Source organism: Frigoribacterium sp. VKM Ac-2859 (assembly GCF_013204925.1).
Classification (GTDB): Bacteria; Actinomycetota; Actinomycetes; order Actinomycetales; family Microbacteriaceae; genus Frigoribacterium.
Genome location: NZ_JABMLC010000002.1, coordinates 1,357,236 through 1,376,952 on the forward strand (window position 1 = coordinate 1,357,236; position 19,717 = coordinate 1,376,952).

Below are 19,717 nucleotides of genomic sequence, written 5' to 3' on the forward strand. Positions count from 1 at the left end.
GCGCGCCCCCGGTGGGGACGCGCCGTCGGCGTGGTGGTGCCGGGAGGGACTAGAGCGTGATCAGACCGTCGGTCTTGGTCGTCGCGGCGGCGAGGCGGGCCTCGACGTTGCTCCAGTTGACGATGTTCCAGAAGGCCTTGACGTAGTCGGCGCGCACGTTCTGGTAGTCGAGGTAGTAGGCGTGCTCCCACACGTCGAGCATCAGCAGGGGGACGAGGCCGAACGGCACGTTGCCCTGCTGGTCGAAGAGCTGGAAGACGCTGAGGCGCTGGCCGAGCACGTCGTACGCGAGCACGGACCAACCCGAGCCCTGCACGCCGAGCGCGGTGGCGGTGAAGTGGGCCTTGAACTTCTCGAGGTCGCCGAAGTCGCGGCCGATGGCCTCGAGCAGGTCGCCGGTGGGCTCGCTGGTCTCGGGGGTGAGGTTCGTCCAGAAGATCGAGTGGTTGACGTGGCCACCGAGGTTGAAGGCGAGGTCCTTCTCGAGCTTGTTGACGTTCGCCAGGTCACCCGTCGAGCGGGCCTCGGCGAGGGCGGCGTTGGCCGTGTTCGCGCCGGTGACGTACGTGTTGTGGTGCTTGGAGTGGTGCAGCTCCATGATCTTCGCGCTGATGTGCGGCGCCAGAGCGGAGTAGTCGTAGGGCAGATCGGGCAGGGTGTACTCAGCCATGTGGGGTCCTTTCGAATTGACCTGCATCCACCGTACGACCTCCACCCATGCCGGGGTCAACGTTCTCCCAGCGCGGACGCAGCCTCGGGGCCCGGCGCCGTCGGGGGTCGTGCGTAGGCTGACGGGCGTACGACGCACCCGCGAACGACCCCGCTCCACCCCGAGGAGGCGCACCATGGCAGGATTCACCGGCTTCGGCAGGCGACGCGCGGCCGACCCGCGACTGCCCCCGGGGCAGTACCTCGAGAGCGGGTTCCCGGTCCTGTCGGCCGGCCCCACGCCGAACATCAAGCGGTGGGAGCTCCAGGTCGCCACCGAGACCGGGCAGCGCTCCCTCACCTGGGCCGACTTCCAGGCTCTGCCGCACGAGGCGATCGAGACCGACATCCACTGCGTCACGAGCTGGTCGAAGCTCGGCACCCACTGGCGGGGCGTCTCGCTCGACACCCTCTTCGACGGCCTCGAGACCACGCACGAGTTCGCGATGGCGACCAGCCACGGCGGGTACACGACCAACCTGCCGCTCGGCGAGCTGCTCGGGGGCAAGGCCTGGGTGGTCGACACCTACGAGGGCCAGCCGCTGCACGCCGAACACGGCGGGCCCGCGCGCCTCTTCGTGCCCGGCCTCTACTTCTGGAAGAGCGCGAAGTGGCTGCAGGGCATCCAGACCATGGCCACCGACCGCCGCGGCTTCTGGGAGAGCATGGGCTACCACCCGCACGGCGACCCGTGGAAGGAAGAACGGTACGCGTGAGCGACCCCGTTCCCGACCCCCTTCCCGACCCCGGGGTCGGCGGGGTCGCCGGGCTCGACCCTGAGGGTGATCCGTACGCCTGGCTGCCCGCCACGATCGTGTCGTCGGTCGCGCAGACGTCGCGGGCCCGGTCGCTGACCCTCGCGGTGCCCGGCCTCCGGCCCGCGCGAGCCGGCCAGCACGTCGACCTGCGGCTGACCGCGGACGACGGGTACACGGCCGTGCGGTCGTACTCGCTGAGCGACGTCAGGGCCTCCGGTGGCCCCGACGGCGGGCGGGGCGCAGGAGGCGCGGGCCCGGTCCCGCAGATCGAGGTCACCGTCGAGCGCCTGGACGACGGCGAGGTCTCGCCCTACCTGGTCGACGCGGCCGAACCCGGCGATCCGATCGAGGTGCGCGGCCCGATCGGCGGCTGGTTCGTCTGGCCGCCGACCGAGTTCGAGCCCGACTCGGCCGTCCACGCGGTGCTGCCCGAGCCCGAGGGGGCGACCCCGCCGACGGCTGCCCCCGTGCAGTTGATCGGTGGGGGGTCGGGCGTCGCACCGCTGATGGCGATGGTGCGGGCCCGAGGCCGGGACGCACCCCCGATGCGTCTGCTCGCCTCGGTGCGCGACCCGGGTTCGCGGTGGTACGTCGGCGAGTTGGACGAGGCCGTGCGCGCCTCCTCGGCTCGCGAAGAGACCGGGCCTCGGGTGCCCCTCGTGGTCGACTGGGTCTTCAGCCGCACCGCTCCCGAGGGGCACGCTCGGCCGGTGGGCCGACTCACCCGCGACGAACTCGAGCGGCTCGTGCTGCCCGCGTCCGAGCATCCGTTGGTCTACGTCTGCGGGGCGAACTCGTTCGTGGCGGTCGTCGCCGGCTGGCTGGTCGAGCTCGGGCACGCGCCGACCCGCGTCCGCACCGAGCGCTTCGGCGGCGTCTGAGGCCGCCCGGCGTCCGGCGGAGGTACCAGGACCCACCCGAACGTCGGCGTCAGGCGGGCGTGCCCTTCTCGGGCGCCGTGGTGCGGAAGTCGCCACGCGTGACGTGCTGCTGCCAGAGCAACTCGGCCAGCGCCTCCGGGCTCTTGTCGCTGCTCTCGGGCTCGATGCCGCCGGGGATGATCAGCTGACCGACGTGGATGCCCTCGCCGGCGAGCTCGTCGTGGAGCAGTTGCGCGTAGGCGGTCAGCCCGGCGAAGGCGATGGAGGTGCCCGTCACCTTCGCGCCGGGCGTGACGGCCGAGCCGCCGTTGACGAAGAGGATCGTGCCGCCACCGTCGGGCAGGAACCGCATGCCGGGAAGCACCTGGTGCACGGCCGCGACCGGTCCGTAGATCGAGAACTCGACCGGACCGACCAAGTCGGCGGGCATGGTCTCGAGCACGGGACGCATGAAGTCCTTCTGCGGCAGCGGGCTGTACTGCATCACCTGGATCGGTCCGAGCTGCTCGGTCGCCTGCTCGAGCGCGGCGGCGATGCTCGCCGGGTCGCGCACGTCGGCGGTGAAGCCCCGGGCCGTGACGCCGTCGGCCTCGAGTTCGGCCGCGAGGGCGTCGAGCCTGCCCTGGTGGCGGGAGATGAGGGCCACGCTGAAGCCCTCCGCGCCGAATCGTCGGGCCACGGCAGCGCCGAGCCCCTTGCCTGCACCGATGATCGCGAGTGTCGTCATGGGACCCATCCAACCGAGGAGGCGCGGGCCGGCACCCAGCCGGAGGGGTACGCGGGCCGCGTGGCCGCGTGGCCGCGTGGCCGGGTCGCCGGGTGGCCGCGTAGAGCGGGCAGGGCCGCGTGGCCGAGTCACCGGGGCGATCGGGCAGGGCCGGCGCTCAGCAGGGGGCTGCGAGCATGGACGCGTCCCCGTCGGCCCCTCACCAGGAGCAGCTCGTGTCGCCTCGCACCCTCTTCCGCTCGTTCGCCGTCGCCGAGGTGGTGACCTGGTCGCTGCTCATCGCGGGCATGATCCTCAAGTACGCGGTGGGGGTCGGCGACTGGCCGGTCAGCGTGGCCGGGCCGATCCACGGCTTCGTGTTCCTCGCGTACCTCGTCGCGGGCGTCGTCGTCGCAGTGAACCAGCGCTGGTCGGGCGGGGTGACCCTGGCCGCCCTCGCCAGCGCCGTCGTGCCGTTCGCCTCGTTGCCCGTCGAGCGCTGGATCGACCGCCGCAGCCTCCTCGCCGGTGCCTGGCGCCGCACGGCGACCGACGACCCGCGCGACCGACGCCCCCTCGACCGCCTGTTGCGCTGGATGCTCGGGCACCTCGTCCTCGCCCTCGTGCTGCTGGTCGTCGCCGTGGTCGTCGTCTTCGTGGTGCTGCTGATCGCGGGACCGCCCGTGCAGGTGGGCTGACCGCCCGAGCGCTCCGCGCCTCCTGGGCTGTGCCGCCCCTCCCTCGCCGCCCCTTCCCTGACAATCCTCTTAGCAACTAAGAGATCGACCCGCGGGCACGACTAGCGTCCCCCTCATGAGCACCGACACGAGCACCCGACCCCCTGCCGAGACCGCGACGTCGCGTGACGTCGTCCGCCAGATCGTCGTGGTCGTGACCGCGGTCCTCGCGATCGTGCTGGCCGCCTACGGATCGGGCGCGTTCGGCGGCGTCTCGGTGTCCGACGCGGCGGGCGGGGCCCTCAGCGCGACGGCCACGACGGTCGCCCCGGCGACCACGGCCTTCAGCATCTGGAGCGTCATCTACCTCGGCCTCGTCGCCTACGCGATCTACCAGGCCCTGCCCGGTCAGCGCGCCGTGACCCGACACCGTCGGCTCGGCTACTGGGTCGCGGCCTCGCTGCTGCTCAACGCCGCCTGGCTGTTCGCCGCCGTGCAGCTCGGCAGCGTCTGGCTGGGCGCCGTCGTGATCGTCGCGCTGCTGCTGGTGCTCGCGCGCATCTTCGTCATCCTGTTCCACACCGCGTCGAGCGGGTGGGTCGACGCAGTCGTCACCGACGGCACCCTCGGCCTCTACCTCGGCTGGGTCAGCGTCGCGACGGTCGCCAACATCGCCGCCGGCCTGGTCGACGCGGGCTTCGACGGCTTCGGCTTCGCGGCCGGGTTCTGGTCGTCGGTGGTGCTCGCCGTGGCCGCACTCGTCGGCGTCGTGCTGGCCTTCGCCGGGCGTGGCCGCCTCGCTCCCGCCCTGTCGCTCTCGTGGGGACTCGCCTGGATCGCGGTCGGCCGCCTGACCGGCGAACCCGAGAACGTCGTCGCCGGGGTGGCCGCCATCGTCGCCGCCGCCGTCGTGCTGGTCGTCACGATCGCCGTGCGGGTCGCGCGCGGTCGGGTCGGCGCCACCGCCTCGCTGCAGCGCTGAGCCCCGGCCGCACCGCCCGCACCGCCCCGCACGGCACCGCCCCGCACGGCACCGCCCCGCCCCCGGGCCCCGGGCACGCCGCCACGAAGTAAACGTCCCGCCACAGGATTGCGTGGCGGGACGTTTGCTTCGTGGCGGGATGCTGGGTCACGCGTGCCGCTTTACCGCACAGCACCGCGAGATGGTCACGGCGCCAAGGGAAAACCTGGCGCGGTGACCATCTCGCGGTGTCGTGCGGGATGAGCAGCGTGGGGGAGGAGCGGGGACTGCAGGAGGCGCGGTGCCCGCAGGAGGCGCGCCGCGCCTCCTGGTCAGCGGCCGCCGGTGATCTTCCGGTCGCGCTGGGCGACGCCCGCCGTGCCGTAGGGGTAGTCGTCGACCCGGGGTGCGCTCGCCGAGGTGAGCCGGGCCACCTCGTCGTCGGTGAGGGCCGCGGCCAGGGCCGACGAACCCAGGTTGTCGTCCAGCTGCTCGACCGTGCGGGCGCCGAGGATCACCGAGGTGACCGCGGGCTGCCGGAGCAGCCAGGCCAGGGCGACCTGCGAGGCCGAGGCGTCGTGCGCCGACGCGATCGAGGTGACCGCGTCGAGGACGGTCCAGGTGCGCTCGTCCGCGTTGCGCGCCTCCCAGGCCTCCATGCCGCGTTTCGGGTCCTCGCCGAGGCGGGTGGCACCGGTGGGCGCCTGGTCGCGGACGTACTTGCCGCTCAACCAGCCGCCGGCCAGCGGCGACCAGGGCAGCAGGCCGATGCCGGCGTCGAGCGAGGCCGGGACGACCTCGTGCTCGATGTCGCGGACGAGCAGGTTGTACTGCGGCTGCAGCGTGACGGGCGGGGCGAACCCGAGGGCCTCGGCCCGGCCGACGGCCTTGGTCACCTGCCACCCGAGGTAGTTCGAGAAGCCGTAGTAGCCGATCTTGCCCGCGCTGATCGCGTCGTCGAGGAACCTCAGCGTCTCGTCGATGGGGGTGAGGTGGTCCCAGGCGTGCATCTGGTAGAGGTCGACGTGCTCCACGCCGAGCCGGGTCAACGAGGCGTCGAGGGCCTTCGCGAGGTGACGACGCGACAGGCCGACGTCGTTGGGCCCGTCACCCATGGGGAAGCGTCCCTTGGTCGCGAGCACGACCTGGTCGGCGTCCGTGGGGTGGCTCGCCAGCCACCGTCCGATGATGGTCTCGCTGGTGCCGGCGCTGTAGACGTCGGCGGTGTCGACGAGCGTGCCGCCTCCGGCCACGAAGGCGTCGAGGATGGCGTGCGAGGTCGGTTCGTCGGCTTCGGCGCCGAAGGTCATGGTGCCGAGTGTCAGCTCCGACACCGAGGCTCCACTGTTTCCGAGGGTTCTGTAGTCCATGACCCGACGCTACGCGGGTGCGTGTGGCACCCGACCAGGAGGCGCCTTACGCACCGGATGCGGCGCGCGCCCAGTTCGTCAGGTGGATACTCTCGGGTAGGCCACTCGACACCGACGTCGGGAGGACCACCCGGGACCAACCACCCCGGATCACCGTCCCACCCGAGGGGAACGACCGTGACGTCCACACCGCAGGCGGCCTCACCAGTCGCCGGATCAGCTGCACTCCGCACCACGCCCACGAACACCGCGCCGACGCACACCGCGCCGACCGACACCACCACCACCACCGATCCGACCGCGGCGCCCCCCAGGGCGCAGACCTTCGAGGCGCTCGTCGACCCGCGGGTCCGCAGCGTCTCGACCACGGATCGCGAGGTCGCGCACGCGCTGATCCGCAAGAACTACAAGATCACGCGCCTCGAAGGCGAGGGCCCCGAGCCCTTCACCTACAGTCGCGCCGTGTCCGGCGACACGCGCTTCGCCCTCTGTCGCTTCGAGTACCGGCGGGGACGCCTGCTGTCCGAGAGCGATCCGACCGGGTTCCTCGTCGCCGGCGGCGTGATGGCCGGCCGGTTGTCGCTGCGGACCCGCGACCACGAGCTCAGGGTCGAGCCGGGCGCACCGTTCTCGTTCCCGTCGCACGACGCCAAGGTCATGCTGTCGTACGACCTGGTGCTCGGGCAGGTGATGCTCGACCGCAGCGCCGTCGAACGCGAGCTGGAGGCCATGCGGCTCACCGCCCCCGGGGGGCTCCGGTCGACCGCGGCCGAGGCGGTCTCGCCCTCGCTCGGCCGCTACTGGTCCGACCTCGTCCGGCACGTGCACGAGCACGTCATCCGCAACGACGCCGCCATGGCCAGCCAGCTGGTGCGGGGCTCGGCGTTCCGGTCGCTCGTGGCCGCCTACCTCGAGGCCTTCGAGACGAACGTGGTCGGCGTCGGCGGTGCCGACGGCCTCTCGCCGCTGCCGTCGACCGTGCGTCGGGCTCGCGACTACATCGAGCAGCACGCCCACGACGACATCGGCGTCGTCGAGATCGCCGAGGCGGCTCGGGTGACCCCTCGCGCCCTGCAGCTGGCGTTCCGTCGCCACCTCGACTCGACGCCCATGGCCGAACTGCGGCGGGCGCGGTTGCGCGGCGCGCACGGGGACCTCGTCATGGCCGATCCGACCCTCGGCCACACGGTCGCGGGCGTGGCGCTCAGCTGGGGTTTCGCCCACGCGGGCCGCTTCGCGGCCCAGTACACGGCCGAGTTCGGGCGGTCACCCCGCGACACCCTCGAGGGGTGACGGGTGACTTTTCGCCACCGCTTCGCAACCTGAGCTTTCATTTCGTTTTTCGGATAATGCCGGGTTTGCCCGAGGAGCGGAGAGCCGCAGAATGAAATGGCCTCGCGGTGAAAGGTTCAGGACCGCGAGTCACAGCGCACGAGATCGACGTCGGGTTTCTCTCGTGTCGCCGGGGTGCGGAGGGAGTCGGGTTCCTTCCGCACCCCTTTCTCGTCTCCGGAGGGGGCGTCCGTCGGGGACGCGGCCCGCGCCTCCTGCGTTCTCGACGAGCGCGGGGCAAGCGCGGGGCGAGCGCGGCGCGAATGCGCGGCGCCGACGCGGGGCCAGCGCGGCGCGAACGCACCGCGATCGGTCGCGAGCGCGCAGCGGTCAGTCGCGGGCGGAGACGTCCGTGTGCACGAAGCCCTGGAAGGACCGGCTGGCGGTCGGACCACGCTGGCCCTGGTAGCGCGAGCCGTACTCGGACGAGCCGTACGGGTGCTCGGCGGGCGAGCTGAGCTTGAAGAAGCAGAGTTGGCCGATCTTCATGCCGGGCCAGAGCTTGATCGGCAGGGTGGCGACGTTCGACAGCTCGAGCGTGACGTGCCCGCCGAAGCCGGGGTCGATGAAGCCCGCGGTCGAGTGGGTCAGCAGGCCGAGGCGCCCGAGCGAGCTCTTGCCCTCGAGGCGGGCCGCGACGTCGTCGGGCAGGGTGACGAACTCGTAGGTGCTGCCCAGCACGAACTCGCCCGGGTGCAGGATGAACGGCTCGTCGGCCTTCGCCTCGACCAGGCGGGTCAGCTCGGGCTGGTCCTCGGCCGGGTCGATGAACGGGTACTTGTGGTTGTCGAAGAGCCGGAACAACCGGTCGAGCCGCACGTCGATGCTCGACGGCTGGATCAGCGTCGGGTCGTAGGGGTCGAGGCCGATGCGGCCGGCGTCGAGTTCGAGCTTGATGTCGCGGTCGGAGAGCAGCACGCGACAAGACTAGTCAGCGCGTGCCGGGCCACGGGGGGAGGATGGACGCATGCGTGCCATCACCGTCCCCGTGCCCGGAGGGCCCTCCGCCCTCGTCGTCTCCGAGGTCGCCGAGCCGGTGCCCGGCCCCCGCGAGGTCGTGATCGACGTCGCCGCCGCAGGCGTCAACCGCGCCGACGTCAACCAGCGGGAGGGGCACTACCCGTCGCCCGCCGGGGCGCCCGGCTGGCCCGGGCTCGAGGTCAGCGGCACCGTCGTCGCGACCGGCGAGCACGTCACCGCCGCGGCCGTCGGCGACTACGTCGTGGCCCTGCTGCCGGGCGGTGGTTACGCCGACCGCGTGCAGGTCGACGAGGGCCTTGTGCTGCCCCTGCCGCGCGGCGTCGACCTCGTCGAGGCGGCGGGCCTGCCCGAGGCCGTCGCGACCGTCTGGTCGAACGTCTTCATGAGCGCCGGGCTGAAGCCGGGCGAGACCCTGCTCGTGCACGGTGGCGCCAGCGGCGTCGGCTCGATCGCCATCCAGATGGCCGTCGCGCTCGGCTCGACCGTCTACGCCACCGCCGGGACGGCCGACAAGACGTCGTTCTGCGAACAGCTCGGCGCCGCGCGCGGCATCGACTACAAGACCGAGGACTTCGTCGCGGTCGTCGACGAGCTGACCGAGGGCCGCGGCGTCGACGTCGTTCTCGACCTGGTCGGTGGCGACTACATCGCCCGCGACGTCGAGGCGCTCGCCGTGAACGGTCGGATCATGGTGATCGCCGTGCAGGGCGGCCCGTCGGCCACGATCGACCTGTCGCGCCTGATGGCCAAGCGCGGTCGGGTCTGGGCCACCACGCTGCGCGCCCGCCCCCTCGACGAACGCCGCGCGATCATGGCCGAGGTGCGCGAGCACGTCTGGCCGCTGGTCGAGGCCGGGTCGGTGCGACCGGTGCTCGACAGCGTCTACCCGCTCGAGTTCGTCGCCACGGCCCACAAGCGCATGGAGTCCGGCGGGCACAGCGGCAAGATCCTCCTCGCCGTTCGCTGAGGCCGAGCCGAGGAGGCGCGGGTCGCGGAGCCGAGGAGGCGCCGGTCGCGGAGCCGAGGAGGCGCGGGTCGTCAGGACACGCGGCTGTCGGCCCCCTTGCGCACGGCCGAGGCGCCGGTGATCTCGACGAGCACGGGCACCGTCTCGCCCAGCACGCGGTCGAGCCCGCGGGCGACGTCGGACGCCGCCGCGACCACGGGTGCCGGGGACGATCCCGCGGTCAGCCGCACCCGCACCTTGAGGGCGGGCCGACCTGCGACCGTCCACGCCGAGACGCCCACCGAGGCCACGTCGCGGCGGTCGCGGAGCGTGTCGGTGATCGCGGTGTCGGCGAACGAGCTCGACACGGCGATCGAGCCGGCCGGGTCGTCCTGGACGACGACGCTGTCGGTGCGACCGTGCCCGTGGCCGGGGATCGCGACGACGAAGACGATGACGAGCAACAGGCAGAGCAGGGCGAGGGCCACCGGCAGCCAGCTGCCGCCCGTCGCACTGGACGGGTCGATCGGCGTCGCTGCCACGGCGTCGTCGAGGGCCGAGGACGCGGGCGACAGCAGGTCGCGCAGGACGCCGCCGCCGGGCAGGGCGACGATCACGAGGAACGCCCCGACGGCCAGGGCGACGAGGCCGACGACGAACAGGAGGAGGCGGTTCGCGAACCGGTTGCTCGAGGTCATGCGCCGACCCTCCCCGTGTCGGTCGTGCGGACGCGAGCCGTGAGCTCGGGCCGGTAGGCGACCGACTCGAGTTCGGAACGGGTGGCGGCCTCGACCGACTGCTCGTCGACCGCGAGGCCGGACGCGGGCGTCAGGTCGATCTGGGCCCGACGACGGGACACCCACGCCGAGACCTGCTGGTCCGTGAGGCGCCCCGAGACACGGGCGGCCCGGGCGAGCGAGGACGCGATGACCCGGTCGTCGACGACCACCGCCACGCGGTCGTCGTCGACGGTGTGGCGTCCGCGACGGCCGGGCGTCACGGCGAGGCCGATCAGGACGAGGCCCACGACCGCCGCGACGACGCCGGCGCCGAGCACGAGGCCCGAGGTGCCGCCGCCGTCGACCGACGACGTCAGCGTCGCGAGGACGTCGACCGGGGAGAAGAGCAGGGCCCGTCGACCGAGCGCGGCGTAGACGGCCTCCACGCCGACGTACCCGACGACGAGCGTGAGCAGCACGAGCACGACGACCGCGCTGCCCGAGCGCGAGGAGTGCTGCTCGCGTCGGAGGACGCGGCGGTGGAGGCCGGGGTCGATCCCGCTCACGAGGTGCGCCCCGTCCGGTCGGTGCGGCTGCCGCTGACGGTGACGTCGACGCGGGACACGGTGCGCCCCGCGAGTTCGGAGAGCCGACGGGTCAGGGTGGACTGGAGGTCTCGGACGACGGCGACGACCCCGCCCTCGGGCATGGTCGCGGCCTCCGAGAGCATCGGGACGCGGACCGGCGTCGAGACGCGCAGGGCGAGGCGACCGGCGTCGTCCTCGGCCAGGACGCGGACGTCCGCCCGACGCACGTGGAGGGTCTCGGCGACGACGGCCACCGCCACCTTCTGCAGCACCTTGGCGGGGATGCCGACGTGCCCCGCGACGACGTGCCCCGCGACGACGCGTCCCGTCTCGGCGAGATCCGTGCCGGCGGTGGTCATGACGACGAGCGCCGTCCGCGCAGGGCGTCCAGCAGCCCGGCCACGTCGGTCCTGCCCGAGACGATGCGCCCGACGAGCGCGCCGACGGCGATGAAGACCGCGACGAGCACGAAGCCCCAGAACCCGAAGGCCAGGGCCGAGACGGCGAGCACGGCGCCGACGGCCATGCCCGTGGTGGTGGCGGTCACGAGACGCGGCTCTCGCTGGTGGCGTCGACGTCGTCGTCGCCGGGGATGTGGACGTCGACGATCGCGACGTTCACCTCGGCGACCTCCATGCCGACGAGCTGCTCGATCGCCCCGGCCACCGCGGCGCGCACCTGTCCGGCCACCGTGTGCAGGGGGGCCGGGTACCCGACGACGATCGTGACGTCGGCGGCGACCTGGGTCTCGCCGACCTCGACGCGCACGCCCTGACCGAGGTCGGTCGTGCCGATCACGTCCCGCAGGGCGCCGAACGCCCGCGCGGTGCCGCCACCGAGGGCGAAGACGCCGGGCACCTCGCGGGCGGCGATGCCGGCGATCGTGGCGACGACGCCGTCGGCGACCACCGTCCTGCCGGGCACCCCGACGGTGCCTCTCGGGACGGTGCTCGTCGGGGTCTCGTCGGTGGTGGCCATCGGTGTCTCCTTCTGATCGGACGATGTGCGACGGGTCCGCGTCGCCCTTCGGTCTTACCGGACGCGCCGCCGACGGGTCCGGTCACGGTCTCCCGCGCGCACCGATTCCGGTGTATCCAGGGATGAGACGCCTTCCGTGGCCCGAACGTCACGGAATGCGTCACCATTCATCCAGGGGTCGTGACTCGTCCACGGGTCGTGACCCGCGCCTCCTCGTCCCGAGGGCCCGGGCGGACGCAGCAGCAGAGGAGGCGGACATGGCGGCGGACCTGACCGAGGCCACCGACGCCGTGCTCGCGTCGCGTGCCGCCGAGGGTGACGAGCGGGCCTTCGAGGTGTTGCTCCGACGCCATCTGGGGCTGATGACGGCGTACGCCACCCGACTCACCGGTTCACGAGCCGACGCGACCGACGCGGTGCAGGAGGCGTCCATCACGATCTGGCGCGAACTCCCGACGCTGCAGACGCCCGCGGCGGTCAAGGGCTGGATGATGCGCATCGTGTCGCGCAAGGCCTTCGACCTGATCCGGTCGCGCCGCCTCACCGACGACGTCGACGACCTCGAGCTGCCGGCGGCCACGCCCACGACCGATCCGGAACGCCGGGCGTCGTCGAACGACGCCATGGAGGCGCTGCGTGCGGCGCTCGCGCGGCTCCCGGCCAGCCAACGGCAGGTGTGGGCGCTGCGTGAGGTCGGTGGCGAGTCGTACACCGAGATCGCCGAACGGACCGGCACCACCGTGACCGCGGTCCGGGGGCAACTGGCCCGGGCACGAGAGACCCTGACCCGCGAGATGGAGGCCTGGCGATGAGTGACCGTCCTCACGGCACCGACCACGCCCACGAAGACCCGACCCCGCCCGACGTGCCCGTCGACCTGGGCGGGTCCGTCGACCCGGGTGGGCCCGTCGACCCGGCTGCGCCCGTCGCCCCGGCTGCGCCGGGCGACGCCGGCCCGTCGCCCGACGAGCTCGTCGACGGTGCCGAGGACGGGGTCTCGCCCGAGCGTCTCGTCGACTACCTCGACGCCGGTCGGCAGCCCTACGACCCCGAGATCGAGGAGTCACCCGAGGCCCGGGCCCAGCTCGCCGCCCTCGAACGCCTCCGGGCGATGGGGGCCCGACTGCTCGAGTCCGACGCCGCGGCGAGCCCCGCACCGGACCCGAGCTGGATCTCGGGCGTGATGGACCGCGTGCGCCTCGAGTCGCGGGCCGGGAGGCAGATCCCGCTCGCCTCGATCGACGAGCGTTCCACCCTGCACATCACCGAGGGCGCCGTGAGGTCACTCATCCGCGAGGCGGGCGACGGCGTCGACGGAGCCATGGTCATCTCGTGCACGATCCACGGCGACGTCAGCGTGCCCGGTGCGCTCGTCCGGGTCGAGGTCGTCGTCAGCGGCCTGTTCGGCGAACCGCTGCCCGCGCTCGCCGAGGCGGTCAAGTCGGCGGTGTCGTCGAGCCTGTCCCGTCAGACCGAACTGACCCTCGAGAGCGTCGACGTGGTCGTCGACGACGTCCACCTGCAGAGCGAAGGAGGCGCGGCGTGAGCGACGACGACGGCCTGCGGGCCCCGATCAGCCCGGCCGACCTGTCCCTGCTCGCCGCCGAGCTCGGCGAGATCGCGGCGTCGGTCGACGGCGTCGTGCACGTCCGGGCCCGGCCCGGATTCGGCAGCGTCGTCCGCTCGGCCCTCCAGGGGTTGAGCGCCGTCGTCGGTGGCGGAGGGGTCGTGGGCTCGACCGTGCAGAGCGACGCCTCGATCGCCGGAGCCACGTCGGTCGACCCGGGCGTTCCCGCCTCCGACATCCCCGACGCCGAGCGCGCCGACCCGGCCTCCGCCGAGGCCGCCGCCCCCGGCCGACCCGTGCCCCTCGTCGGCATCGCCGTGGCCGACCTCGAGACCCGCATCACCCTCGACATCGCGGTCGACGAGAGCGGCTCCGGCCCGCTCGTGGCCCGTGCGGTCGCCCAGGCGCTGCTCGACCGCGTGAGCGGGGAGCCCGTTCCGCCGGCATCGGTCGACCTGCGCATCGTCTCGGTCGCGACGGGAGGCTGAGCGCGCCTCCTGCCGGTGGTGCGCGGAGTCGCACCGCCTGCTGGACGTCGCACCGCGGAACTCGGCGGTGCGATGTCCGTTCGGCGGTGCCACACGCTCGGCAGGGCGGAGGGAGCACGGGAGGCGCGGGCCGCTATAGTGGTCTGACGCGCCTCCGAGGCGCCGCGCGAGTGTAGTTCAATGGTAGAACTTCAGCTTCCCAAGCTGATAGCGCGGGTTCGATTCCCGTCACTCGCTCTCTTCTTCTCTGAGATGACGTGACGGCCGGGCTGACGGCCTGGTCACCACCGCCGTCAGGTCTCTTCCCACGTCATCGGGGTACGGGCTCGTGGGGCGTTCGGCCGACGGCGGCCGGGAGCGCCGCCCCCGTACGATGGTCGTCGCCGCTACCGGGGGGAAGCCATGACCGACGATGCCACGACGACCGTCTCGTTGCTGCACCCGATGCTCGACACGCACGGGCCCGGCTGGGTCGAGTCGCGGTCGAGCAAGCCCGTCGTCGGGGTGTCCAGCGGCCTCTCGGCCCTCTTCGTCGACTGTGCCGGGCCGGGTACCCGCGTCGCCCTCGTCACCGATCCCGCATCGCGGCTCACGTACTCGCTGTTCCACCTGCTCGACGTGCTCGGCGGGGTCTGGCTGACCCGCGCCTCCGACGGTTCGCTGCGTCGGGCGGTCACGCTCGAGCCGGTGCGCTCACCGGCCCACGGCCTCGGGGTGACCGAGGACGGCTACCCCCTGCCGCAGGACGAGGCGCCGTCGTCGGTCCGGCTCGACGAGGGACGCACCGTCGACCCCGACGCCGTCCCGTGGACGCAGCTCGCCGTCGTCACCCACCACCGGGCGCGGGCCGAGGCCCGACTCGGCGGAACGCTCGAACGACTCGTCGAGGCGCTCGCGCCCGGCACGCGCACCCTGTGGGGGACGACCGAACCGGCCACGACGGCCTGGGACCGGGACTTCTTCACGGCCGCCGCGCGCAGCCGCATGCCCTCCGAGACGCGGTTCCACGTGGCCGGCGGTGACGCCTCCGGGCCGAGGTGCCGGGGCTGGGTGCGCGTCGCCCGTAGCGACGACGGGGTGATCGAGGAGACCCGCATCGTCGTGACCGGAGCCGTCGCGCCGGGCGTCGTCGCGGACGCGCTCGCCGACGTGGCCGGTCGACAGCAGGTCCTCCTGGCCACGGCGTGGTCGATGTCCGGCCGGGCCGACGGGACGGTGTCGGCCCACGACCGGGTCGCACCGCAACCGCTCGCCGCCGTCGTCGGGGCGCGGAGCGTGCGGGGCATGCAGCTGGACGTCGAGGGCCTGGTCCGTCGGGTCGGCGGACGGGTGCTCGGGTCGTCGCGGACGCCGTCGGTGCTCGTGTCGTTCGACGAGGGGCCGGCCGGTGACGCCGAGGTCGGTGCTGATGCTGGTGCTGTCGACGGTGCCGCGGCCGCAGCCCGTTGGCACCGCTTCGCCGACGCGGTCGAGGTCGTCGGCGCCGACGAGATCCTCGCCGCGATGACCCCGCCGGGGGTGCACCGTGCCTCGTGAGTACACCGTGGTGACGCCCGAGCCCGTGACCGCCGTCGACGGTGCCCGCGCAGCCGCCGAGATCGACCCGTACCTCGGGCTGGGCAAGCTCTGGAACGGCGGCGGGCTGCAGATCGCGACCGACGACGGGCTCGTGCTGGCGATCGTGCGCAGCACCTACGTCGAGGACCCGGCCGACGCCTCCGTCCTGCTCGGGGTCGACGTCGAGGCGGGCAGCTGGCTGACCGAGGCCTACGCGCCGGGGACCGACCCGGTGTCCGACGCGGTCGTGCAGGCGCTCGTCCGCAACACCGGGGGGCGCGTCGTGGTCGAGGCGGTCCCGGGTGGGCCGAGGCCCGCGACGGCTGCGCCCGCGACGGCTGCGCCCGCGACGACCGACGAAGGGGCACGCTCATGAGTTCGTGGTCGATCTCGCCCAGCGGGGTGCAGTCGGTCCTCGCCGAGGTCCAGGTCTCGGCCGGTGACCTCGGCACCGCGGCCGGAGGCCTGGAGACCGGTCACGAAGAGCTGAGCGGCGGTGTCGGCGACCTCCTCGTGGGCGTGGCCAACGCGGTGCTGGGGCTGATCGAGTCCGAGGCGACGACCCTCACGTCGGTCGTGAACCGCATCGAGTCGTGCGGCACCGGTGCCGCCGAGGCGACCATCGCCTACGTCGCGGGCGACGAGGAGATGGCGGCGAACGCTCAATCCGCCGCCGTGACGGCGGCCGCCGAGGCACCCGCTCTGGCGAGCGAGCAGAGCGCCGCCGGCATCCCGCCCGTCTCGACCCCGAGGGTGCCCCGATGAGCCCCTCGCTGATCGTCCCCGGTGCGATCCCCGGCGTCACCATCGACCCGGCGGCGATCTCGACGTCCGCCGCCACCTTCCGCAGCACGGCGACCGCCATCGCCGAGAAGGGTGCGGGCGTCGTCACCTCCTGGTCCGGGCTGTCGGGCGTCTACGCGGCGCCCGAGGCCGAGCAGTTGTTCGTCGCCATGGACCCGGTCGGCACGAGCACGCAGACCCTCGGTGACACGTTCGGCCAGGTCGCGACGTTGCTCGACGACCTCGCCACGGCCGTCGCCGCGCCCGTCGCCCGGCTCAAGGAGCTCGTCACCGAGGCCGAGGCCTTCACCGCCGAGGTGTCCGGCGGCGTCACCTACAGCACTGAGAGCTACAACTCGTACATCTCGAGCGGGCCCGACGAGACCACGGTCGAGTGGTACGACCACATCCCCTCGCGCAACCGCAACGACGAGTTGCTCGGCGAGGTGAACGCCGAGGTCGCCAAGATCGACGCGGCCCGAGCCGAGTGCGAGAACGGCATCAACGCGTTGCGCACCGACCCGATGTGCTTCCCCGAGCAGGTCGGCCTGTCGGCCGAGCAGCTCGACTCGATGAAGGACCTGCCCTACGGCGCCCCGGGCGACCCGCACAAGACCTGTTCCGAGTCGATGGGCACGGGTCTCGGCATGTTCATCGCCGAGGCGGCCTACGGCGCCGGTGCCCTGGTGGGTTGGGACATCCAGCGCGGCACGGGCGTCACCAAGGAGTTCGGCCTCAAGGCCTGGGGCGGCCTGCTCCAGGGGCTCGGGGCCATCGCGATCACGAGTCCGGCGACGATCGCGCTGGCGTACGCACCTCCCGGTACGGTGCCGGCGGCCGCCCAGCCGGCCGTCGACTGGTACCGCACCACGATCGAGGGCGTCACGCAGGGCATCGTGGGCACGCCCGAGATGTACGACGAGGACCCGGTCGCGGCCGGCACCTACGCCACCCTCGGTGTGGCCTCGTTCTTCGTCCCGGTCGGAGGCGCAGCCGTCGGCGGGACGAAGGCGGCGACGGGCCTCGCACGGCTCGGCGGCGCCGCGGAACGAGCTGCGCTCCGTGCCCCCGAGGGTTCCCTGTCGCGGATCGGCCTGACGCACGCGGGTCACGCCCTGAACGCCATGTCGGAGACCACGCGTCTCCTGACCGGAGGGCACGGCTCGGCCGGTCGCGGGCCGGACGCCGCGCCCTCGCGGTTCGACGAGCAACTCACCCGCCTCGACGACGTCGTCGGCGTCCGCGCCGACGGTCTCGCGCCACCGCCCACGCGCGTCGACGGCCCCGACACGACGCCCGGCCCGGTCCGTGGTGACGACGCGTCCGCCCCGCCCGTCCGCGACGACGCGTCCGCCCCGCCCGTCCGTGACGACGCGTCCGCCCCGCCGGTCCGTGACGAGACGTCGGCCCCGCCCGTCCGCGACGACGCGTCGGCCCCGCCGGTCCGTGACGACGCGTCCGCCCCGCCGGTCCGTGACGACGCGTCGGCCCCGCCGGTCCGTGAGGACGCAGGAGGCGCGGGTCACGCCGACGACGCCCCCGCGGCCGACCAGCCCGGTCACGCCGACGGCGATGCCGGAACGGGTGGCTCGGGCGGCGACGCCCCCACTCAGCCGGCCCCGGTCAAGGACGCCCCGACGGGTCCGATCACCGACGCCACGGGGACGAGGGACCTCACCTCGATCATCGACGGGAGCTCGATGACCCGTAACCAGCTGGCCGACTACCTGGACGTGATGGACCCCAAGGCGGGTGCGGTGTTCCGGGACGAAGGTAAGTGGCCGGAAGACAAGCGGGTTCCCGCTGACGCCAGCTTCCTCGGCGAGGACGGTCTCGTCGACTGGGATGGCATTCCCGAGAAGGGCTTCGCGCTGAACGAAAGCGGCGCGTCCATCATCGACGAGAACCCACACCTTCCGGCGGGCACTCTCCTGGATCGAGCGGGGTCACCGAAGGGTGTCTTCGTTTCACCCGTTCCTCATGACGGGGTGCCTTACACGCATGAGCAGCGGGCCACACCTTGGGTGCGGGACGAGGGGCTCGAACACGTCTACCGGACGACGGGGGACCTCGGGGACATCCGAGGCGCGTACGACCGTAGTTCTGCGCTCCGCCAAGAAATCTTCGATCGATCGATGATCAGGCACAAGATGACCTGGGATCGGATGCATGCTCGGCAAGGGCCGATTGCTCGTGCGTTCGGCTTGCCAGGCGGCGGAGAGCAGATCCTCCTACCCATGAGCGTCCAAGACTTGATGGACATCGGTCTCATCGAGGAAATCGGAAAGGCAACATGAGCGCGACTGATGTGAACGGACTCCGAGCAGAAGTGGAAGCGGCCGGTTTCGGTCATCTGAACTTTCTGATCGGTGACACGTCGTTACACCTCCCGGGCGCGCAGGTGATCGGGCAGATCGACGGGGTGTGGGTGACGTTCTTGCGCGACGAACGAGGTCTGGTCGAAGAGCTGACGCTCGTCGAGCATCCGGATGAGCGCTCTGCCGTGACGGAGTTCATGTTCCAGTTACAGAACCTCGCCCGGTTGGAGGAACTGCGGGCCCTCCTCGATGCAGGCGCAGATCCCGATGACTGATTGCCGACCGCGAGGGTGTCGTGCCGACGCTTGACGAGACCCTGGCCGTCCTCAGGGATGAAGTCCTCCTTCGTTACGACCACGTCATCGACGGCGACTACACGGGGAGGATCAACTCATGAGGGCGCTCCAAGAAACGGTCGCCACGATCGAGGCCGAGGGGCTCGACAGGTTCGCCTACGTGATCGGTGATGATCACGCCAGCTCGGCGGACGCCCTGGTCCTGACCCGACGGGACGGCGTCTGGACATCGTTTTCGACCAATGAACGTGCCGGTGTCGAGGAGACCAGCGTTCGCACGTACGAGGAACTCTCCGACGCTCTGGACGACTTCCTGCGTCTCATGAGGCTGAGGGCCGACGAGGATGCGCTCATGTCGCGCATCAGGGAGAAGAACAGGCTCGCCCACGAGACGTGGCAGGCGTCACGAGACGACCGACCGGGGAAGGCCTGACATGGCGACGATCGATTCGGTGCGCGCCGTCATGGCGGCAGAGGGACTCGACGACCTGGCGCATGTCATCGACGGTGACCCCGCGAACAGGACGGACTGCCTCGTCGTCACCCGACGCGACGATGCCTGGGTGACCTTTTCCACCGACGAGCGCGCGGCGGTCGTCGACGGGAGCGTGCGGACCTACCCGAGCGAGTCCGAGGCCCTGGAGGACTTCCTCGTCCTGCTCCGGCTGAATAAGCTCCTCCGCGACCTGCAACGGGAGCGCGACCTCGAGCGCGTCGAACGCGATCGGACGAGCCGAGGGCCGGTCGACGACGAGGGCTTGGACGCGCTCCGGGCAGAAGTGGCCAGGCGGGGGCTCGACGAACTCGGAGGTGTCATCGGAGATGGGGCGTCGCAGATCCCGGACGCTCAGGTCATCGCCCACCAGGACGGGACGTGGACGACCTTCCTGCGGGACGAGCGTGGCGTCGTCCTGAAGAGGACCGTGCGACTCCACCCCGACCGGGATGCCGCCACCGCGGTGTTCCTCGACAAGCTGCAGAACCTCGCCGAGATCGCCCGGCTGGACGCCGTGATCGAGCGCCGAACGCGCGGCGAGCCCGATGAGGCCTCGGACGCGACCGACCGGGGACCGCGATGACCGACCTCGCGTCGCTGCCTGCAAA

General features: G+C 72.4%; 25 protein-coding genes and 1 tRNA gene. 17 read left to right on the forward strand and 9 right to left on the reverse strand.

Features of this window, described 5'->3' with window-relative positions; genetic code table 11:
• Window positions 1-49 precede the first annotated feature (49 nt).
• Entirely contained in the window at window positions 50-670 is a 621-nt protein-coding gene (locus HQQ78_RS14265; RefSeq protein WP_055976080.1) for a superoxide dismutase, read from the reverse strand.
• Between the two features lie 175 nt (window positions 671-845).
• On the opposite strand from HQQ78_RS14265, the gene HQQ78_RS14270 reads away from it, so the two are divergent.
• Both HQQ78_RS14270 and HQQ78_RS14275 read left to right on the forward strand, forming a co-directional pair.
• A complete protein-coding gene (locus HQQ78_RS14270; RefSeq protein WP_056044367.1) occupies window positions 846-1,424 on the forward strand; it encodes a molybdopterin-dependent oxidoreductase in 579 nt (192 codons plus the stop codon).
• Window positions 1,421-2,347, forward strand: coding sequence for an oxidoreductase (locus HQQ78_RS14275; RefSeq protein WP_371740422.1), 927 nt, complete (start codon window positions 1,421-1,423; stop codon window positions 2,345-2,347). Before HQQ78_RS14270 ends, HQQ78_RS14275 begins: the two co-directional genes overlap by 4 nt.
• Before the next feature lie 49 nt (window positions 2,348-2,396).
• Here the strand turns inward: HQQ78_RS14275 and HQQ78_RS14280 are convergent, their stop codons facing one another.
• Window positions 2,397-3,074: an SDR family NAD(P)-dependent oxidoreductase gene (locus HQQ78_RS14280; protein WP_173154273.1), complete on the reverse strand. Its 678-nt coding sequence runs from the start codon at window positions 3,072-3,074 to the stop codon at window positions 2,397-2,399.
• A gap of 215 nt (window positions 3,075-3,289) precedes the next feature.
• Here HQQ78_RS14280 and HQQ78_RS14285 point away from each other — a divergent pair, with 215 nt between their 5' ends.
• Both HQQ78_RS14285 and HQQ78_RS14290 read left to right on the forward strand, forming a co-directional pair.
• Window positions 3,290-3,751: a DUF3817 domain-containing protein gene (locus HQQ78_RS14285; protein WP_371740421.1), complete on the forward strand. Its 462-nt coding sequence runs from the start codon at window positions 3,290-3,292 to the stop codon at window positions 3,749-3,751.
• Window positions 3,752-3,866: 115 nt separating this feature from the next.
• On the forward strand, window positions 3,867-4,712 hold the full coding sequence (locus tag HQQ78_RS14290) for a tryptophan-rich sensory protein (protein ID WP_173154278.1): 846 nt from the start codon (window positions 3,867-3,869) through the stop codon (window positions 4,710-4,712).
• A gap of 311 nt (window positions 4,713-5,023) precedes the next feature.
• On the opposite strand, the gene HQQ78_RS14295 is transcribed toward HQQ78_RS14290, so the two are convergent.
• Complete coding sequence (locus tag HQQ78_RS14295) at window positions 5,024-6,061, reverse strand: aldo/keto reductase (protein ID WP_056044374.1); 1,038 nt, start codon at window positions 6,059-6,061, stop codon at window positions 5,024-5,026.
• A 177-nt stretch (window positions 6,062-6,238) separates the two neighbouring features.
• On the opposite strand from HQQ78_RS14295, the gene HQQ78_RS16500 reads away from it, so the two are divergent.
• The gene (locus HQQ78_RS16500) at window positions 6,239-7,354 is read left to right on the forward strand and encodes an AraC family transcriptional regulator (RefSeq protein ID WP_173154281.1); all 1,116 of its coding nucleotides are present in this window, start codon (window positions 6,239-6,241) and stop codon (window positions 7,352-7,354) included.
• Between the two features lie 369 nt (window positions 7,355-7,723).
• Here HQQ78_RS16500 and dcd read toward each other — a convergent pair whose 3' ends face one another.
• The gene (dcd, locus tag HQQ78_RS14305; protein ID WP_056044378.1) at window positions 7,724-8,311 is read right to left on the reverse strand and encodes a dCTP deaminase; all 588 of its coding nucleotides are present in this window, start codon (window positions 8,309-8,311) and stop codon (window positions 7,724-7,726) included.
• A 49-nt stretch (window positions 8,312-8,360) separates the two neighbouring features.
• On the opposite strand from dcd, the gene HQQ78_RS14310 reads away from it, so the two are divergent.
• On the forward strand, window positions 8,361-9,341 hold the full coding sequence (locus HQQ78_RS14310; protein WP_123571017.1) for an NAD(P)H-quinone oxidoreductase: 981 nt from the start codon (window positions 8,361-8,363) through the stop codon (window positions 9,339-9,341).
• Between the two features lie 71 nt (window positions 9,342-9,412).
• On the opposite strand, the gene HQQ78_RS14315 is transcribed toward HQQ78_RS14310, so the two are convergent.
• The 5 genes from HQQ78_RS14315 to HQQ78_RS14335 are packed head-to-tail and all read right to left on the reverse strand — an operon-like array spanning window position 9,413 to window position 11,604.
• The gene (locus HQQ78_RS14315; RefSeq protein WP_173154284.1) at window positions 9,413-10,018 is read right to left on the reverse strand and encodes a hypothetical protein; all 606 of its coding nucleotides are present in this window, start codon (window positions 10,016-10,018) and stop codon (window positions 9,413-9,415) included.
• Entirely contained in the window at window positions 10,015-10,605 is a 591-nt protein-coding gene (locus HQQ78_RS14320; RefSeq protein WP_173154287.1) for a DUF6286 domain-containing protein, read from the reverse strand. The genes HQQ78_RS14315 and HQQ78_RS14320 overlap by 4 nt, the downstream gene beginning before the upstream one ends.
• Window positions 10,602-10,985, reverse strand: a complete 384-nt coding sequence (locus HQQ78_RS14325; protein ID WP_173154290.1) for a hypothetical protein — start codon at window positions 10,983-10,985, stop codon at window positions 10,602-10,604. Before HQQ78_RS14325 ends, HQQ78_RS14320 begins: the two co-directional genes overlap by 4 nt.
• Entirely contained in the window at window positions 10,982-11,173 is a 192-nt protein-coding gene (locus tag HQQ78_RS14330) for a DUF2273 domain-containing protein (RefSeq protein WP_123571013.1), read from the reverse strand. The genes HQQ78_RS14325 and HQQ78_RS14330 overlap by 4 nt, the downstream gene beginning before the upstream one ends.
• Complete coding sequence (locus tag HQQ78_RS14335; RefSeq protein WP_173154293.1) at window positions 11,170-11,604, reverse strand: Asp23/Gls24 family envelope stress response protein; 435 nt, start codon at window positions 11,602-11,604, stop codon at window positions 11,170-11,172. Before HQQ78_RS14335 ends, HQQ78_RS14330 begins: the two co-directional genes overlap by 4 nt.
• A 257-nt stretch (window positions 11,605-11,861) precedes the next feature.
• Between HQQ78_RS14335 and HQQ78_RS14340 the strand changes: the two genes are divergently transcribed.
• The 11 genes from HQQ78_RS14340 to HQQ78_RS14390 all read left to right on the forward strand — a co-directional run bounded on the left by HQQ78_RS14340 (window position 11,862) and on the right by HQQ78_RS14390 (window position 19,692).
• Window positions 11,862-12,416, forward strand: a complete 555-nt coding sequence (locus HQQ78_RS14340) for an RNA polymerase sigma factor (protein ID WP_056044391.1) — start codon at window positions 11,862-11,864, stop codon at window positions 12,414-12,416.
• Window positions 12,413-13,150: an Asp23/Gls24 family envelope stress response protein gene (locus HQQ78_RS14345; RefSeq protein WP_173154296.1), complete on the forward strand. Its 738-nt coding sequence runs from the start codon at window positions 12,413-12,415 to the stop codon at window positions 13,148-13,150. The genes HQQ78_RS14340 and HQQ78_RS14345 overlap by 4 nt, the downstream gene beginning before the upstream one ends.
• Window positions 13,147-13,659 carry a hypothetical protein gene (locus HQQ78_RS14350; protein ID WP_173154299.1) on the forward strand — a complete coding sequence of 171 codons (513 nt, stop codon included), beginning with the start codon at window positions 13,147-13,149 and terminating at the stop codon, window positions 13,657-13,659. Before HQQ78_RS14345 ends, HQQ78_RS14350 begins: the two co-directional genes overlap by 4 nt.
• A 166-nt stretch (window positions 13,660-13,825) precedes the next feature.
• A tRNA-Gly gene (locus tag HQQ78_RS14355) sits at window positions 13,826-13,896 on the forward strand.
• Window positions 13,897-14,061: 165 nt separating this feature from the next.
• Window positions 14,062-15,195 (forward strand): DUF6177 family protein, encoded by a 1,134-nt coding sequence (locus HQQ78_RS14360; RefSeq protein WP_173154301.1) that lies wholly within the window; start codon window positions 14,062-14,064, stop codon window positions 15,193-15,195.
• The gene (locus HQQ78_RS14365; RefSeq protein ID WP_173154303.1) at window positions 15,185-15,592 is read left to right on the forward strand and encodes a hypothetical protein; all 408 of its coding nucleotides are present in this window, start codon (window positions 15,185-15,187) and stop codon (window positions 15,590-15,592) included. The genes HQQ78_RS14360 and HQQ78_RS14365 overlap by 11 nt, the downstream gene beginning before the upstream one ends.
• Window positions 15,589-15,981, forward strand: a complete 393-nt coding sequence (locus HQQ78_RS14370; RefSeq protein WP_173154305.1) for a DUF6507 family protein — start codon at window positions 15,589-15,591, stop codon at window positions 15,979-15,981. The genes HQQ78_RS14365 and HQQ78_RS14370 overlap by 4 nt, the downstream gene beginning before the upstream one ends.
• A complete protein-coding gene (locus HQQ78_RS14375) occupies window positions 15,978-18,296 on the forward strand; it encodes a TNT domain-containing protein (RefSeq protein ID WP_173154313.1) in 2,319 nt (772 codons plus the stop codon). Before HQQ78_RS14370 ends, HQQ78_RS14375 begins: the two co-directional genes overlap by 4 nt.
• On the forward strand, window positions 18,293-18,592 hold the full coding sequence (locus HQQ78_RS14380) for a hypothetical protein (protein ID WP_173154316.1): 300 nt from the start codon (window positions 18,293-18,295) through the stop codon (window positions 18,590-18,592). The genes HQQ78_RS14375 and HQQ78_RS14380 overlap by 4 nt, the downstream gene beginning before the upstream one ends.
• A 118-nt stretch (window positions 18,593-18,710) precedes the next feature.
• Complete coding sequence (locus HQQ78_RS14385) at window positions 18,711-19,046, forward strand: hypothetical protein (RefSeq protein WP_173154319.1); 336 nt, start codon at window positions 18,711-18,713, stop codon at window positions 19,044-19,046.
• Window positions 19,047-19,065: 19 nt separating this feature from the next.
• Window positions 19,066-19,692, forward strand: coding sequence for a hypothetical protein (locus HQQ78_RS14390; protein WP_173154322.1), 627 nt, complete (start codon window positions 19,066-19,068; stop codon window positions 19,690-19,692).
• The last annotated feature ends 25 nt before the right edge of the window (window positions 19,693-19,717 follow it).